Here is a 13,131-nt window from a genome sequence, read left to right on the forward strand (position 1 = left end):
ACAGACTGGTACTCTTGAGCGCGTAAAAATCCATCAGGGGAAAGTCATGGCAATACAGGGGATTGAAGGCGTCATTAGCCAGTTGCAGGCAACGGCAATGACCGCCCGTAATCAGAACGTGGCTGACGTGCAGTCGACGGTCAGCTTCGCGGGTCAACTGCATGCGGCGCTGGACCGGATCAGCGACACGCAAACCGCGGCGCGCGTGCAGGGCGAAAAATTCACCATGGGCGTGCCGGGCATTGGTCTCAACGATGTGATGACCGATTTGCAAAAAGCGTCGGTATCGATGCAGATGGGCATTCAGGTGCGTAATAAGCTGATGCAGGCGTATCAGGACGTCATGTCGATGCAGGTTTAGTTCCTCTGGTGCTGGCACCAGTCTCGCTTTAATGCCACACTGTTTTTTTCTGCATAAATGGAAAAATGATGAAAAAAATAGCAATGATGGCGGGGCTGCTGGCGTTAACTGGCTGTGTGCAGGTCGACAGATATCAGGACGTGATCAAGCATCCCGTTCCGGCTGAGCTGGCAGGGTACTGGCAGTCGAAAGGGCCGCAAAGCAGAATGGTCAGCCCGGAAGCGATCGCTACGCTGGTGGTGACGCAAGAGGGGGATACCCTCGACTGCCGCCAGTGGCAGCGCGTGGTGGCCGTGCCGGGTAAAATCATGCTGCGCTCGGATGATTTTTATAACGTCACCAGCAAACTGGATATCTACCCGCTGGAAAGGGAAGGCTCCGCCATTGAGTATGACGGAATGATTCTGCAGCGCGTCGAGCGGCCCACCGTTGAGTGCACAAATTATCTGAGTAAAAACCCGCTGGAAAGTAAGCTGCCATAAGCGATATGTAGGCCGGGCAAGCGTAGCGCCGCCCGGCTTCCCATAGCTTAGAGTACGTCCTCTATCACCCAGACGCTGACGCTGCCCCCGTTGCAGGTAAACACGCCAGTGCCGGTTTCGTCGGTGGTGACGATCTCCTCCCGGTTGCCGAGAAAATCTTTCCATCTTCTGTTGCCGTAGTTCTCACCCAGCGTCAGGGTCTTTTCACCCTCATCGCCGTTCGAGAGCACGACCACGCAGCCCGGATCCTCATCGGTGCCGCTGCGGCTGAAGGCAATGCAGTTAGGGTGATCGAACCACAGGGTCTGAACGCCGTGGGCAAAACGCTGGCGGGCGAGGATCAGCTGGTCGAGCTGTTCAATCACCGGCATCTCGATATGGTACATCTCGCCGTCACCGCCGGTGTCGTCATAGCTTGCACCGTACAGATCGGGATAGAAGACGCTCGGCACTCCGTTCTCCCGGAGCAAAATCAACGCGTAGGCCAACGGTTTAAACCAGGCTTCGACCGGAGCCTCCAGCGCCTGTAGCGGCTGAGTGTCGTGGTTAGCTACCAGCGTCACCGCGTGGAAGGGATCGACTTCTACCAGCGTGCCGGTAAAGATCTGGCTCATGTCGTAATCACGTCCCTGCAGCGAGGCTTCGTGAAACTTCATGTGCAGCGGGGCGTCAAACAGCATGGTTTGTCCATCCACCTGATCGATATAGTGCTGCAATTTATCGACATCTTTAGACCAGTATTCCGCCACGATAAATAGCGGTTTCGGCGCGACTTCCTGCACGTGCTCGATCCACTCTTTATAGAACCATGCCGGAATATGTTTCACCGCATCCAGACGGAAGCCGTCGCACTGGGTCTGCTCCATCAACCAGCGCGCCCAGTATTTGATCTCCTCGGTCACCGCACGGTTACGAAAATCGATGTTTTCGCCCATCAGGTAATCAAAGTTCCCCATCTCGTTATCGACCTGATCGTTCCAGCCATCACCCGTGTAATCATTAACGATCTTGAAGATGCCGTCTTCATCGGGATTTTCGATATGATCGATGCCGCTGAAGCATTTGTAATCCCAGACGAATTCCGAGTACTGTCCGGCGCGCACCGGGAAGGTGTAGCGGGTCCAGGCTTCACACTCGACGATCTCGTCGTGGATCTGATTGCGATCGTCGGCGTTGACCCGCTGGACGCGGATGGCCTCTTTCTCGTCGGCGCCCATCTTGTGGTTGACCACCACGTCCATCAGCACCGCGATGTCGTTGCGCTTTAAAGCCCCGATAGCGGCCAGCAGCTGGGCTTTGTCGCCGTATTTGGTGGGAACCGATCCTTTTTGATCGAACTCGCCGAGATCGAAGAGATCGTAGCAGTCGTAACCGACGGAGTAACCACCGGACGCCCCTTTGTAAGCTGGGGGCAGCCAGACCATGTTAATACCGATATCGTTGAGAAGATCGGCGCGCTCGGCGACTTCCGGCCAGAGTTGACTGCCGTCAGGGTAATACCAGTGGAAAAATTGTAAGAGAGTGGGGTTTTTCATGAACCGTTTCCATGAGATCGCGGATCTCTAGTATGGAATACAGTTTGCAGAAATGCCTGACGTACGAAGCGAAACCTTTTCGTACGTCAGGATAATCGCTATTCCTGAGTCGCCTGGGGCACCAGAATGTGGCCACCCTGTTTGCCGTAGGCGGAGAGAACTGATTTTTGGATGGACGTTTGGCCCACCATTTTTGACAGTTCATCCATCCGGCTCTGCAATAGCGCTTTGACCTGGCTTTCGTTATCCAGGATCCCACGCAGGGTGGGCCTGAGCTGCTCCTGTAACTGCAGAGAGAGTTCAGATTCCTGAGTGACACGTGCCAGCGTATGCACCGCATTAACATAATCGGTTTCACAGGCGATCAGTTCATCCCACAAGCCATTACTGGCGAGCCGCAGCATTAACTTGCTGTGATCAAGTAACTGCTGATAAAGGGTGTAGAGTTGCGGTGCTGTGGTCATTAGACGGCGTCCTGAATCAGATGTGGCGAGCCGGCCGCTTCCTTCCAGCCGTCTGCGATATTGCGCAGCAGGTTTTCCACTTCTTCGATGGCGCTGACATCATTGCGCACATTCGCCTGCAGAAGACGGCGGACCATATAGGCATAAAGGCCAATCAGGTTTTGTGTTAACTCATCGCCACTCTCTTCATCCAGGCCCAGTTTCAGCCCGTTTTCGATAATGTTAATGGCTTTGGAAAGCGCCTGGCCTTTTGCCGGGATGTTACCGTCCTGCAGGAACAGACGCGCACGGACCAGCGCGCTGAGCGCACCATCAAACAGCATGATAATCAGCTGCTGCTGGCTGGCACTCATCACCGCACTTTCAACCTCAATTTTTGCGTAGGCTTGCGTGCCTTTTGCGCCGTACATGTTAATCCCCTCGGTTCAGATTAATTTTTGCTGCTGGTGTTTTCGAACTGCTGAGTCAGATAGCTGCTGGTGGAGTTCAGCGAGTTCATCATCACGTCAAGCTGGGTAAACTGCTCTTTGTAGCGCGCGACCATCGTATCGATTCGTGCGCTGGCTGCGTTGTACTGCGTTGTTAAGTTGTTCAGCGTTTTGCTGACGCCATCTTTTGCGGCCTGGATAATGCCTGTACTGGAGAGCCAGCTGGTGGCGCTTTTACCAATAGTGGTGGTGATACCGGTCGTTTTACCGTCACCAATCAGCAGATCTTTGATCCCTGAGGCGCTGGTTTTCATCGCCGCACTCAGTTTGTCTGCATTCACTTCAAGCTTGCCGCTATCCGGATCGGTGGTGATGCCTACCTGCGACAGCGTTTTAATGGTGGAACCGCCTACAGAGCTGCTCAGCAGGCTCTTTAATTGGGTCTGGATGGTGCGTAACGTGGTATCACCCAGCAAGGCGCCATTGCTGCTGCTCTGGGCATCGGCCCCGGCATCGACGGCGGTATATTTGGTCAGGCTGCTGAAGGTGTCCTGCAGCGCGTTATAGGCCGTCACCCAGTCATTAATCGCTTTTGTCGCTTTGGTGTTGTCGGTAGCAATCGTTAAGGTCTGGTTACCGGTCGTGACGTCGCTCAGGTTCAGGGTAATATCTTCCAGCGCATCGCTGATGGTATTGCTGCTGTTTACGATATCAACGTTATTGACCTTCAGCTCGGCATTCAGCGCGGTCACGCTCTCTTCCATGCCATTGCTGCTGTCGCCTTTAGTGCCGTTGTAGCCCATAAAGGACTGCAGCGCGGTGTCTCCGCTGACGCTAATCTTCATCGCGTTGGCTTCACCGGTCTCTTTCGAGGTGATAGACAGGCGATATTCACCGTTCCCGACGTTAATGATACTGGCGCTGACGCCGGCATCGGCTTTGTTGATCGCGTCGCGGATCCCGGTCAGCGAGGAGTTCGCCGCGCTGATATCAATGGTGACCGGTTTTTTATCGCCGCCTTGCTGAATCGTGATCTTGCTGTCGCTGGTGGCGAGGGCCGCTTTATTGTCTTTCTGTATGCCACTTGTCAGGGTTTGCGCCTTGGCAAGCTGCGTGACTTCAATGGTGTATTTCCCGGGCAGCGCGCTGCCTGTGGTGGTCGCGCTGAATGCCGTGCTGCTGCTGGTCGTCGTCGTGGCCGTAAACAGATCGGCTTTACTTAATGCGGTATTGGCGGTCTGAAAAGATTCCAGGGCGCTTTTCATCGTGCCGTAAGCGCTAAGTTTTGACGTATAGGAAGACTGCTGATTAGAGATCGGGGTCAACTGCGCTTTTTGTGCGGCGGTCAGACTATCCAGAATATCACCTAACTTCAGACCAGAGCCGACTCCCAACGAAGAAATACTTGCCATTTTAGTTCCTTAAAGTAACGACACGTAAAACGAATAAAGGGGTTATCGGCGTTAACGGAACAAAGTTTACGGTTTATTTCTTTTTTTAATGGCGAGAAAAGCGGGAATAGAGAGGAGTATTTCCGTGACTAAAAAAAATCATGAGATTCGTAAAAAAATTCTAAAGGTTGTTTTGGACCAGACGATAACACTCTTGACGGCGAAGAAGCCGAAGGGTGGAAACCCAAATCTAACTCAAGATTTGATGAACAACAGGAAACGAAATCATGGCACAAGTCATTAATACCAACAGCCTCTCGCTGATCACTCAGAACAACATCAACAAAAACCAGTCTTCAATGTCTACTGCCATTGAGCGTCTGTCTTCCGGTCTGCGTATCAACAGCGCAAAAGATGACGCTGCTGGCCAGGCGATTGCCAACCGCTTCACCTCTAACATCAAAGGTCTGACTCAGGCAGCTCGTAACGCCAACGACGGTATCTCCGTTGCACAGACCACTGAAGGCGCACTGTCTGAAATCAACAACAACCTGCAGCGTATCCGTGAGCTGACTGTTCAGTCTCAGAACGGTACTAACTCCCAGCAGGACCAGGACTCCATCCAGGACGAAATCAAATCCCGTCTGGACGAAATTGACCGCGTATCTGGTCAGACCCAGTTCAACGGCGTGAACGTGCTGGCAAAAGACGGCACCATGAAAATTCAGGTTGGCGCGAATGACGGTCAGACTATTTCTATCGATCTGAAAAAGATTGACTCTTCTACGCTGAAATTGACTGGCTTCAATGTCAATGGAAAAGGTGAAACTGCTAATACTGCTGCTACGTTGAAAGATATGGCGGGACTTACTGCAGGAACCCCGCCAGGCAACACCGTAGGTGTTACCATGTATACTGACACTGCAGCAGTTGCATCCAGCGCTGATATCCTTAATGCGGTTGTTGGTGATAAAAATAACACTATTACCACTACTGCAGATGTTGGCTTTGGTACACCAGCTGCGTCAGTAACATATACTTACGATAAAGATAATAACAATTTCACTGCTGCTTCTGATGATATTAAGGCTGCAGATTTAGTTTCATTCTTAAACCCAGTAGCTGGTGATTCTACCAAAGCATCAATTACTATTGGTGGTCAAAAGCAAGATGTTAACATTGATAAAGCTGGTAATATCACTGCCGCAGATGATAATGCTGTGCTTTACCTTGACTCTACTGGCAACTTGACCAAAAACAAAGCCGGCACAATTAACCAAGCAACGTTAACAAATTTAGCTGGCGGTACAGGTGCTACAGCTGCAACCATTAAAACTGACAAAGGTACCTTCACTAGTGATGGTACTAAGTTTGATGGTACAAACATTAAAGTTGACGCATCAACTATCGAGAATGCAGTTAAAAATGGAACCTACAATGCGAAAGTAGGTGCCAATACTTATATTGTTACCAATGGTACTTCTACTGCAGCATATATCAACAATGGTACATTGAGTAAGACTGCACCTACTTACTTCGCTCAGAAAGATGGTTCTATCACCACTACTGAAGATGCGTCTTTAGGTAAAGTTGTTTATAAAGATGCTAATAATAAGTTAACAACAGAAGCGACAAGTAAAGCACAAACCACAGCTGACCCGCTGAAAGCACTGGATGACGCTCTGAGCACCATCGACAAATTCCGTTCTTCACTGGGTGCTATCCAGAACCGTCTGGATTCTGCGGTAACCAACCTGAACAACACCACCACCAACCTGTCTGAAGCGCAGTCCCGTATTCAGGACGCCGACTATGCGACCGAAGTGTCAAATATGTCTAAAGCGCAGATCATCCAGCAGGCCGGTAACTCCGTGTTGGCTAAAGCTAACCAGGTTCCTCAGCAGGTTCTGTCTCTGCTGCAGGGCTAATTGCCTGACGATGCTCAAACCCCGCTCCGGCGGGGTTTTTTACTTTCCAGAAAACCAATAACCCCCAAATAACCCCCCATTCCCCCCCCTATTCACACGATTAAAAACCCTCCAGAAACGGATAATCATGCCGATAACTCAACTAACGCAGGGCTGTTTATCGTGAATTCACTCTATACCGCTGAAGGTGTAATGGATAAACACTCGCTGTGGCAGCGTTATGTTCCGCTGGTGCGTCATGAAGCATTGCGGCTTCAGGTGCGGCTACCGGCGAGTGTGGAACTGGACGATCTGCTACAAGCGGGCGGTATCGGGTTATTGAATGCAGTTGACCGGTACGACGCTCTGCAAGGAACGGCATTTACGACTTACGCAGTACAGCGTATTCGTGGTGCGATGCTCGACGAACTGCGCAGCCGGGATTGGGTGCCGCGCAGCGTTCGACGCAATGCACGCGAAGTCGCGCAAGCAATGGGGCAGCTGGAGCAAGAGCTCGGACGTAACGCAACGGAAACGGAAGTTTCGGAGCGTCTGGGGATCTCAACGGCTGACTATCGCCAGATGTTGCTCGATACCAACAACAGCCAACTCTTCTCCTATGACGAGTGGCGCGAAGAGCATGGCGATAGCATCGAACTGGTGACGGACGATCATCAGCAGGAAAACCCATTGCACCAGTTAATGGAAGGCAATGTACGCCAGCGCGTGATGGAAGCCATCGAAGCTTTACCGGAACGCGAGCAGCTGGTGCTGACGCTCTATTACCAGGAGGAGCTCAATCTTAAGGAGATTGGGGCCGTACTGGAAGTAGGGGAGTCGCGGGTTAGCCAGCTGCACAGCCAGGCCATTAAACGCTTACGTACCAAGCTGGGTAAGTTATAGGTGATTTATATCACCCGTTAAGTGCCGCACAACGTATTGACAACCAGGAGTTATCATGACGGTGCAGCAATCAAAAAGACGGCCATTAAGCCGCTACCTGAAAGATTTTAAACACAGCCAGACGCATTGCGCCCATTGCCATAAGCTGCTCGATCGCATCACGCTGGTTCGTCGCGGCGAAATCGTCAATAAAATTGCGATTTCCCGTCTCGACACCCTGCTGGATGAGGCCGGATGGCAGCAAGAGCAACAGGAGTGGGTGGCGTTATGCCGTTTTTGTGGCGATCTTCACTGCAAAGAGCAGAGCGACTTTTTCGATATCATCGGCTTTAAGCAATTCCTGTTTGAGCAAACAGAGATGAGCCATGGCACGGTGCGCGAATATGTCGTGCGTCTGCGTCGTCTGGGCCAGCATCTGACCACGCTGCGGATCTCCCGTGAGTTACTGACCAGCGGCTATCTGGATGAGAATCTCGAGCCGTGGCTGCCTGCGACCAGCACCAACAACTACCGGATTGCGCTGCGCAAGTATGCGCAATTTAAAACGCAAATGCCGGTGACGCCAAAGCAGAAAGTCCACCGTGAAACAACTTCTGATATATATTAAAAATGAATAACATGTAGCGTAGTCGTGTTTGACCTTGCGGCCGAACGCCCTACACTACAATCAAAATTCCAATGATATCGGGGTAAGTATGAAATTTGCACTTCTGGGTCGTCAGGCGCTGATGGGTGTAATGGCCGTTGCGCTGGTAGCCGGTATGAGCGTGAAAACGTTCGCGGCAGAAGGTCTGTTAAATAAAGTCAAAGAGCGCGGCACGCTGCTGGTTGGGCTGGAAGGCACTTATCCTCCGTTCAGCTTCCAGGGTGACGACGGTAAACTGACCGGGTTTGAAGTGGAGTTCGCTGAAGAGCTGGCGAAACACCTCGGCGTGAAAGCGTCGCTGAAGCCGACCAAATGGGACGGCATGCTCGCTTCGCTGGACTCCAAACGTATTGATGTGGTGATTAACCAGGTCACCATCTCTGACGAGCGTAAGAAAAAGTATGATTTCTCCACCCCGTATACCGTCTCCGGTATCCAGGCGCTGGTGAAGAAAGGCAACGAAGGCACCATTAAATCTGCTGCCGATCTGAAAGGCAAAAAAGTCGGTGTCGGTCTGGGAACCAACTACGAAGAGTGGCTGCGCCAGAACGTGCAGGGCGTCGATATTCGTACCTATGATGATGACCCGACCAAATACCAGGATCTGCGCGTAGGCCGTATCGACGCCATTCTGGTTGACCGCCTGGCGGCGCTGGATCTGGTGAAGAAAACCAAAGACACCCTGGCGGTTGCCGGTGATGCCTTCTCCCGTCAGGAAGCTGGCGTTGCGATCCGCAAAGACAACGACGACCTGGTGAAAGCCGTCGACGGTGCGATTGCTGAGATGCAGAAAGACGGCAGCCTGAAGGCGCTCTCCGAGAAATGGTTCGGGGCAGACGTCACAAAGTAAGCAGTTGAATGCAAAAAAAGGCGCTTTGATAAGCGCCTTTTTTATTTCCTCGCCAGCAACGTGCATAATAAAAAAAGACAGACTTAGACAGGGTTATGGAGGTTTTCATGTCATTACAGAATCTAACGCGTTTTCCGCGCCTTGAATTTATTGGCGCCCCGACGCCACTGGAGTATTTGCCGCGCTTATCGGACTACCTCGGGCGCGACATCCTTATCAAACGTGATGACGTGACGCCGATGGCGATGGGTGGCAACAAACTGCGCAAGCTGGAGTTCCTCGCGGCGGATGCCCTGCGTGAAGGGGCCGACACGCTGATTACCGCGGGGGCAATCCAGTCCAACCACGTGCGCCAGACGGCGGCCGTTGCGGCAAAACTGGGCCTGCACTGTATCGCCCTGCTGGAAAACCCGATTGGTACAAAGGCAGAAAACTACCTCAGCAACGGCAACCGTCTGCTGCTGGACCTGTTCAACGTGCAGATTGAAATGTGCGATGCGCTGACCGACCCGGTGGCGCAGCTGAGTGAACTGGCCACCCGCGTGGAAGCTCAGGGCTTTCGCCCGTATGTGATCCCGGTTGGCGGCTCGAACGCCCTGGGGGCATTGGGCTACGTCGAAAGCGCGCTGGAGATCGCCCAGCAGTGCGAAGGGGCCGTGGGCCTCTCCTCGGTGGTGGTCGCCTCCGGTAGCGCAGGCACGCATGCCGGGCTGGCGGTAGGGCTGGAGCAGTTGATGCCGGACGTCGAGCTGATTGGCGTTACCGTGTCGCGCAGCGTAGCTGACCAGAAACCAAAAGTGGTCACGTTACAGCAGGCGGTGGCCCGGCAGCTGGAGGTGAGCGCCAGCGCCGATATTATCCTGTGGGATGACTACTTCGCACCGGGTTACGGCACCCCAAATGACGAAGGCACCGAGGCGGTCAAACTGCTGGCACGTCTGGAGGGGATCCTGCTGGATCCGGTCTATACCGGTAAAGCGATGGCGGGTCTGATCGACGGCATCAGCCAGAAGCGCTTTAAGGATGAAGGGCCGATTCTGTTTATTCATACTGGCGGGGCGCCGGCTCTCTTTGCCTACCATCCTCACGTCTAAATCACAGGCAGAAAAATCATAATGCAAGAAAGTATTCAACTGGTGATGGATTCGTTGCCTTACCTGCTGAAAGGTGCGGTGTTTACGCTGCAACTGAGTATTGGCGGGATGTTCTTTGGGCTGCTGCTGGGCTTTGTTTTAGCGCTGATGCGCCTGTCGCCTCTGCTGCCCGTGCGCTGGCTGGCGCGTTTTTATATTTCCATCTTCCGCGGCACGCCGCTGATTGCCCAGCTTTTCATGATTTACTACGGCCTGCCGCAGTTTGGCATTGAGCTGGATCCCATCCCGGCGGCAATGATCGGTCTGTCGCTCAATACTGCTGCCTATGCGGCGGAAACCCTGCGCGCGGCAATCTCCTCTATTGAAAAAGGGCAGTGGGAAGCTGCAGCCAGTATCGGCATGACCCCATGGCAAACCCTGCGCCGGGCAATCCTGCCCCAGGCCGCACGGGTGGCGCTGCCGCCGCTGAGCAACAGCTTTATCAGCCTGGTGAAAGACACCTCGCTGGCGGCTACCATTCAGGTGCCGGAGCTGTTCCGCCAGGCGCAGCTGATCACCTCGCGCACGCTGGAGGTTTTCACCATGTACCTGGCCGCCTCGCTCATTTACTGGGTGATGGCGACGGTGCTGTCGGCGCTGCAAAACTATTTTGAAAACCAGCTTAATCGCCAGGAGCGTGATCCGAAATGAGTGCTATCGACGTTAAAAACCTGGTGAAAAAGTTTCACGGCCAGACGGTGTTGCACGGGATCGACCTGGAAGTGCAGGAGGGCGAAGTGGTGGCGATCATCGGGCCAAGCGGCTCCGGTAAAACCACGCTGCTGCGCAGTATCAACCTGCTGGAACACCCGGAAGGCGGCACCATCCGCGTGGGGGAGATCACCATCGATACCGGCAGGTCGCTGAGCCAGCAAAAGGGACTGATCCGCCGTCTGCGTCAGCACGTTGGCTTCGTCTTCCAGAGCTTTAATCTGTTTCCCCATCGCACGGTGCTGGAGAACATCATTGAAGGGCCGGTGATTGTCAAAGGCGAACCGAAAGAGGAAGCTACCGCCCGCGCCCGCGAGCTGCTGGCGAAGGTAGGGCTTTCCGGCAAGGAGAGCAGCTACCCGCGTCGTCTTTCCGGCGGGCAGCAGCAGCGGGTGGCGATTGCCCGCGCGCTGGCGATGCGTCCTGACGTGATCCTCTTTGATGAACCGACGTCGGCGCTGGATCCGGAGCTGGTGGGGGAAGTGCTGAACACCATTCGTCAGCTGGCGCAGGAAAAGCGTACCCTGGTGATCGTCACCCACGAGATGAGTTTTGCCCGCGACGTGGCGGACAGGGCCATATTTATGGATCAGGGGCGTATCGTTGAGCAGGGGCCGGCAAAATCATTGTTTGCCGATCCTCAGCAGCCGCGCACCCGGCAATTCCTCGAAAAATTCCTCATGCAGTAGCATATTTGTTCTCAATTGCTCCGGAATTAAACGCCGGAGCAATATATTCACCCACGCTATGAATGCCATCCTGATTTTATCCCGTCTTAACCGCCCTAAGTGTATAAAATGTGTAGATAATTATCGTTGGGTCGATATTTTATACATATAAATAAGATTTATGTGTTAGTTTAAGAATCCATAATAATGATTATCTTTTACAGGGGCTTAATTCGGTCAGTATGAAGGATTTAGATTTTTTCACATGGCGACGGGAATGCTTCCTCCGTTTTCAGGAGATGACTTCTGCCGACGAGGTATATCCCGAACTTCAGCGACAAACTCAGAACCTGGGGTACGATTTCTTTTCCCTCTGCGTTCGTCATCCGGTACCTTTCACGCGGCCTAAAGTCTCGGTACATTCGACCTATCCGCAACAGTGGATGGCCCAGTATCACGCAGAAAATTTCTTTACCATCGATCCGGTGCTCAAACCCGAGAATTTCGTTCACGGGCATTTACCCTGGAACGATGCCTTATTTGCAGAGGCGCAACCTTTATGGGACGGCGCGCGCGACCACGGGCTGCGTAAAGGGATCACCCAGTGCCTGATGCTGCCTAATCATGCGATGGGCTTTCTGTCGGTCTCCAGTACCAGTCTGTCCGTGAACCTTATGGCGGGTGAAGTGGTTGAATTGCGTCTGCAAATTCTGGTGCAACTGGCGTTGACCACGCTGCTACGGCTGGAACATGAAATGGTGATGCCACCGGAGATGAAATTCAGCAAGCGCGAGAAAGAGATTCTGAAATGGACGGCGGAAGGGAAAACATCGGCAGAAATAGCCATCATTCTTTCTATTTCTGAAAATACGGTGAACTTCCATCAGAAAAATATGCAGAAGAAATTCAATGCGCCGAACAAGACGCAGATAGCGTGCTATGCGGCAGCGACGGGGATTATCTGACTACACTTCTGTTCTGCGTGGCAGGCGAGTAAACGGCTGAATGCACTGCGTTCAGCCGTTTTTGTTTTATTGACGGTAAGCTTGCTTGATCTGCTTAACGGTGCTGGAAAATACCTCGGCCTGAGCCTGGTCTTCCATCTGGGCAATCTGGCGTTCCATCTTAATGATCACACGGCCGGCGTCCGCCTGACCCATCGCCTGCAGCATCAGGGTCAGCAGGGATTTCAGACAGGAGACTTCCTGTGCCAGTTCTTGATTATTCTCCGCAGTGGCGAAATCAGGTGTGCTCATTTATTTTCCTCGTGATAAAAACAGCGCTTAAGCGCATAGATCAAAGTTAAGGCGGCGGAGTATATCACAAGCCGTCAGGAAAAACGCAGTGCTTGTTTTTTGTACTTTCTCCCATTTTGTTTATTCAAATGAACAAACATTAACGCTGAATTTTCTAAGACTTTAGTGTGGGTTAATTGTTTAACAAAGGTAGGAGGGAAGTTAATTATTGTTACAAATTTAAAAGGTGTATTCTAACAGCATTAATAGAGTGCTTAAAGTTTGTAAGTTTTTGAAAACATCCGCCTAAAAAAAGTGGCCGAAGGCGCATCGCGCAAGGCTTCCGTTTCCAGTTGATGTACAACTTAATTTCCAAAAAAGAGAGCATTGTCGAAGCCATGCTTTTTTTAACGTTTT

At 52.5% G+C, this 13,131-nt stretch carries 15 protein-coding genes; 10 read left to right on the forward strand and 5 right to left on the reverse strand.

Features of this window, described 5'->3' with window-relative positions; translation table 11 throughout:
• Positions 1-46 precede the first annotated feature (46 nt).
• The gene (gene fliE / locus LRS40_RS15360; protein ID WP_142486302.1) at positions 47-361 is read left to right on the forward strand and encodes a flagellar hook-basal body complex protein FliE; all 315 of its coding nucleotides are present in this window, start codon (positions 47-49) and stop codon (positions 359-361) included.
• A gap of 68 nt (positions 362-429) precedes the next feature.
• Positions 430-843, forward strand: coding sequence for a lipoprotein YedD (yedD, locus tag LRS40_RS15365; protein ID WP_156264142.1), 414 nt, complete (start codon positions 430-432; stop codon positions 841-843).
• 47 nt (positions 844-890) lie between these two features.
• On the opposite strand, the gene amyA is transcribed toward yedD, so the two are convergent.
• From amyA to fliD, 4 genes are all read right to left on the reverse strand, one after another.
• A complete protein-coding gene (gene amyA / locus LRS40_RS15370; protein WP_231311970.1) occupies positions 891-2,378 on the reverse strand; it encodes an alpha-amylase in 1,488 nt (495 codons plus the stop codon).
• Between the two features lie 98 nt (positions 2,379-2,476).
• Entirely contained in the window at positions 2,477-2,842 is a 366-nt protein-coding gene (gene fliT / locus LRS40_RS15375) for a flagella biosynthesis regulatory protein FliT (protein WP_156264140.1), read from the reverse strand.
• Entirely contained in the window at positions 2,842-3,252 is a 411-nt protein-coding gene (gene fliS / locus LRS40_RS15380; RefSeq protein WP_231311971.1) for a flagellar export chaperone FliS, read from the reverse strand. The genes fliT and fliS overlap by 1 nt, the downstream gene beginning before the upstream one ends.
• 20 nt (positions 3,253-3,272) lie before the next feature.
• Positions 3,273-4,682: a flagellar filament capping protein FliD gene (fliD, locus tag LRS40_RS15385; RefSeq protein WP_231311972.1), complete on the reverse strand. Its 1,410-nt coding sequence runs from the start codon at positions 4,680-4,682 to the stop codon at positions 3,273-3,275.
• Between the two features lie 266 nt (positions 4,683-4,948).
• Between fliD and LRS40_RS15390 the strand changes: the two genes are divergently transcribed.
• From LRS40_RS15390 to sdiA, 8 genes are all read left to right on the forward strand, one after another.
• Positions 4,949-6,589 carry a FliC/FljB family flagellin gene (locus tag LRS40_RS15390; RefSeq protein ID WP_231311973.1) on the forward strand — a complete coding sequence of 547 codons (1,641 nt, stop codon included), beginning with the start codon at positions 4,949-4,951 and terminating at the stop codon, positions 6,587-6,589.
• A gap of 162 nt (positions 6,590-6,751) precedes the next feature.
• Positions 6,752-7,471, forward strand: a complete 720-nt coding sequence (gene fliA, locus LRS40_RS15395; protein WP_032612078.1) for an RNA polymerase sigma factor FliA — start codon at positions 6,752-6,754, stop codon at positions 7,469-7,471.
• A gap of 55 nt (positions 7,472-7,526) precedes the next feature.
• Positions 7,527-8,078, forward strand: a complete 552-nt coding sequence (fliZ, locus tag LRS40_RS15400) for a flagella biosynthesis regulatory protein FliZ (RefSeq protein ID WP_231311974.1) — start codon at positions 7,527-7,529, stop codon at positions 8,076-8,078.
• A gap of 88 nt (positions 8,079-8,166) precedes the next feature.
• A complete protein-coding gene (gene tcyJ, locus LRS40_RS15405) occupies positions 8,167-8,967 on the forward strand; it encodes a cystine ABC transporter substrate-binding protein (protein ID WP_142486292.1) in 801 nt (266 codons plus the stop codon).
• 107 nt (positions 8,968-9,074) lie between these two features.
• The gene (gene dcyD, locus LRS40_RS15410; RefSeq protein WP_142486291.1) at positions 9,075-10,061 is read left to right on the forward strand and encodes a D-cysteine desulfhydrase; all 987 of its coding nucleotides are present in this window, start codon (positions 9,075-9,077) and stop codon (positions 10,059-10,061) included.
• Between the two features lie 21 nt (positions 10,062-10,082).
• On the forward strand, positions 10,083-10,751 hold the full coding sequence (gene tcyL / locus LRS40_RS15415; RefSeq protein WP_142486290.1) for a cystine ABC transporter permease: 669 nt from the start codon (positions 10,083-10,085) through the stop codon (positions 10,749-10,751).
• Positions 10,748-11,500, forward strand: a complete 753-nt coding sequence (tcyN, locus tag LRS40_RS15420; protein WP_142486289.1) for an L-cystine ABC transporter ATP-binding protein TcyN — start codon at positions 10,748-10,750, stop codon at positions 11,498-11,500. The genes tcyL and tcyN overlap by 4 nt, the downstream gene beginning before the upstream one ends.
• Positions 11,501-11,721: 221 nt before the next feature.
• On the forward strand, positions 11,722-12,444 hold the full coding sequence (gene sdiA, locus LRS40_RS15425; RefSeq protein WP_142486288.1) for a transcriptional regulator SdiA: 723 nt from the start codon (positions 11,722-11,724) through the stop codon (positions 12,442-12,444).
• A 66-nt stretch (positions 12,445-12,510) separates the two neighbouring features.
• On the opposite strand, the gene LRS40_RS15430 is transcribed toward sdiA, so the two are convergent.
• On the reverse strand, positions 12,511-12,735 hold the full coding sequence (locus LRS40_RS15430; RefSeq protein WP_103180123.1) for a DUF2594 family protein: 225 nt from the start codon (positions 12,733-12,735) through the stop codon (positions 12,511-12,513).
• Positions 12,736-13,131 lie beyond the last annotated feature (396 nt).

This window comes from Leclercia sp. G3L (assembly GCF_021117075.1).
Lineage (GTDB): Bacteria > Pseudomonadota > Gammaproteobacteria > Enterobacterales > Enterobacteriaceae > Enterobacter > Enterobacter adecarboxylatus_C.

Coding starts and splice junctions, on each gene's coding strand:
- fliE (WP_142486302.1), top strand. CDS start 47: ATGGCAATACAGGGGATTGAAGGCGTCATTAGCCAGTTGCAGGCAACG.
- yedD (WP_156264142.1), top strand. CDS start 430: ATGAAAAAAATAGCAATGATGGCGGGGCTGCTGGCGTTAACTGGCTGT.
- amyA (WP_231311970.1), bottom strand. CDS start 2,378: ATGAAAAACCCCACTCTCTTACAATTTTTCCACTGGTATTACCCTGAC.
- fliT (WP_156264140.1), bottom strand. CDS start 2,842: ATGACCACAGCACCGCAACTCTACACCCTTTATCAGCAGTTACTTGAT.
- fliS (WP_231311971.1), bottom strand. CDS start 3,252: ATGTACGGCGCAAAAGGCACGCAAGCCTACGCAAAAATTGAGGTTGAA.
- fliD (WP_231311972.1), bottom strand. CDS start 4,682: ATGGCAAGTATTTCTTCGTTGGGAGTCGGCTCTGGTCTGAAGTTAGGT.
- LRS40_RS15390 (WP_231311973.1), top strand. CDS start 4,949: ATGGCACAAGTCATTAATACCAACAGCCTCTCGCTGATCACTCAGAAC.
- fliZ (WP_231311974.1), top strand. CDS start 7,527: ATGACGGTGCAGCAATCAAAAAGACGGCCATTAAGCCGCTACCTGAAA.
- tcyJ (WP_142486292.1), top strand. CDS start 8,167: ATGAAATTTGCACTTCTGGGTCGTCAGGCGCTGATGGGTGTAATGGCC.
- dcyD (WP_142486291.1), top strand. CDS start 9,075: ATGTCATTACAGAATCTAACGCGTTTTCCGCGCCTTGAATTTATTGGC.
- tcyL (WP_142486290.1), top strand. CDS start 10,083: ATGCAAGAAAGTATTCAACTGGTGATGGATTCGTTGCCTTACCTGCTG.
- tcyN (WP_142486289.1), top strand. CDS start 10,748: ATGAGTGCTATCGACGTTAAAAACCTGGTGAAAAAGTTTCACGGCCAG.
- sdiA (WP_142486288.1), top strand. CDS start 11,722: ATGAAGGATTTAGATTTTTTCACATGGCGACGGGAATGCTTCCTCCGT.
- LRS40_RS15430 (WP_103180123.1), bottom strand. CDS start 12,735: ATGAGCACACCTGATTTCGCCACTGCGGAGAATAATCAAGAACTGGCA.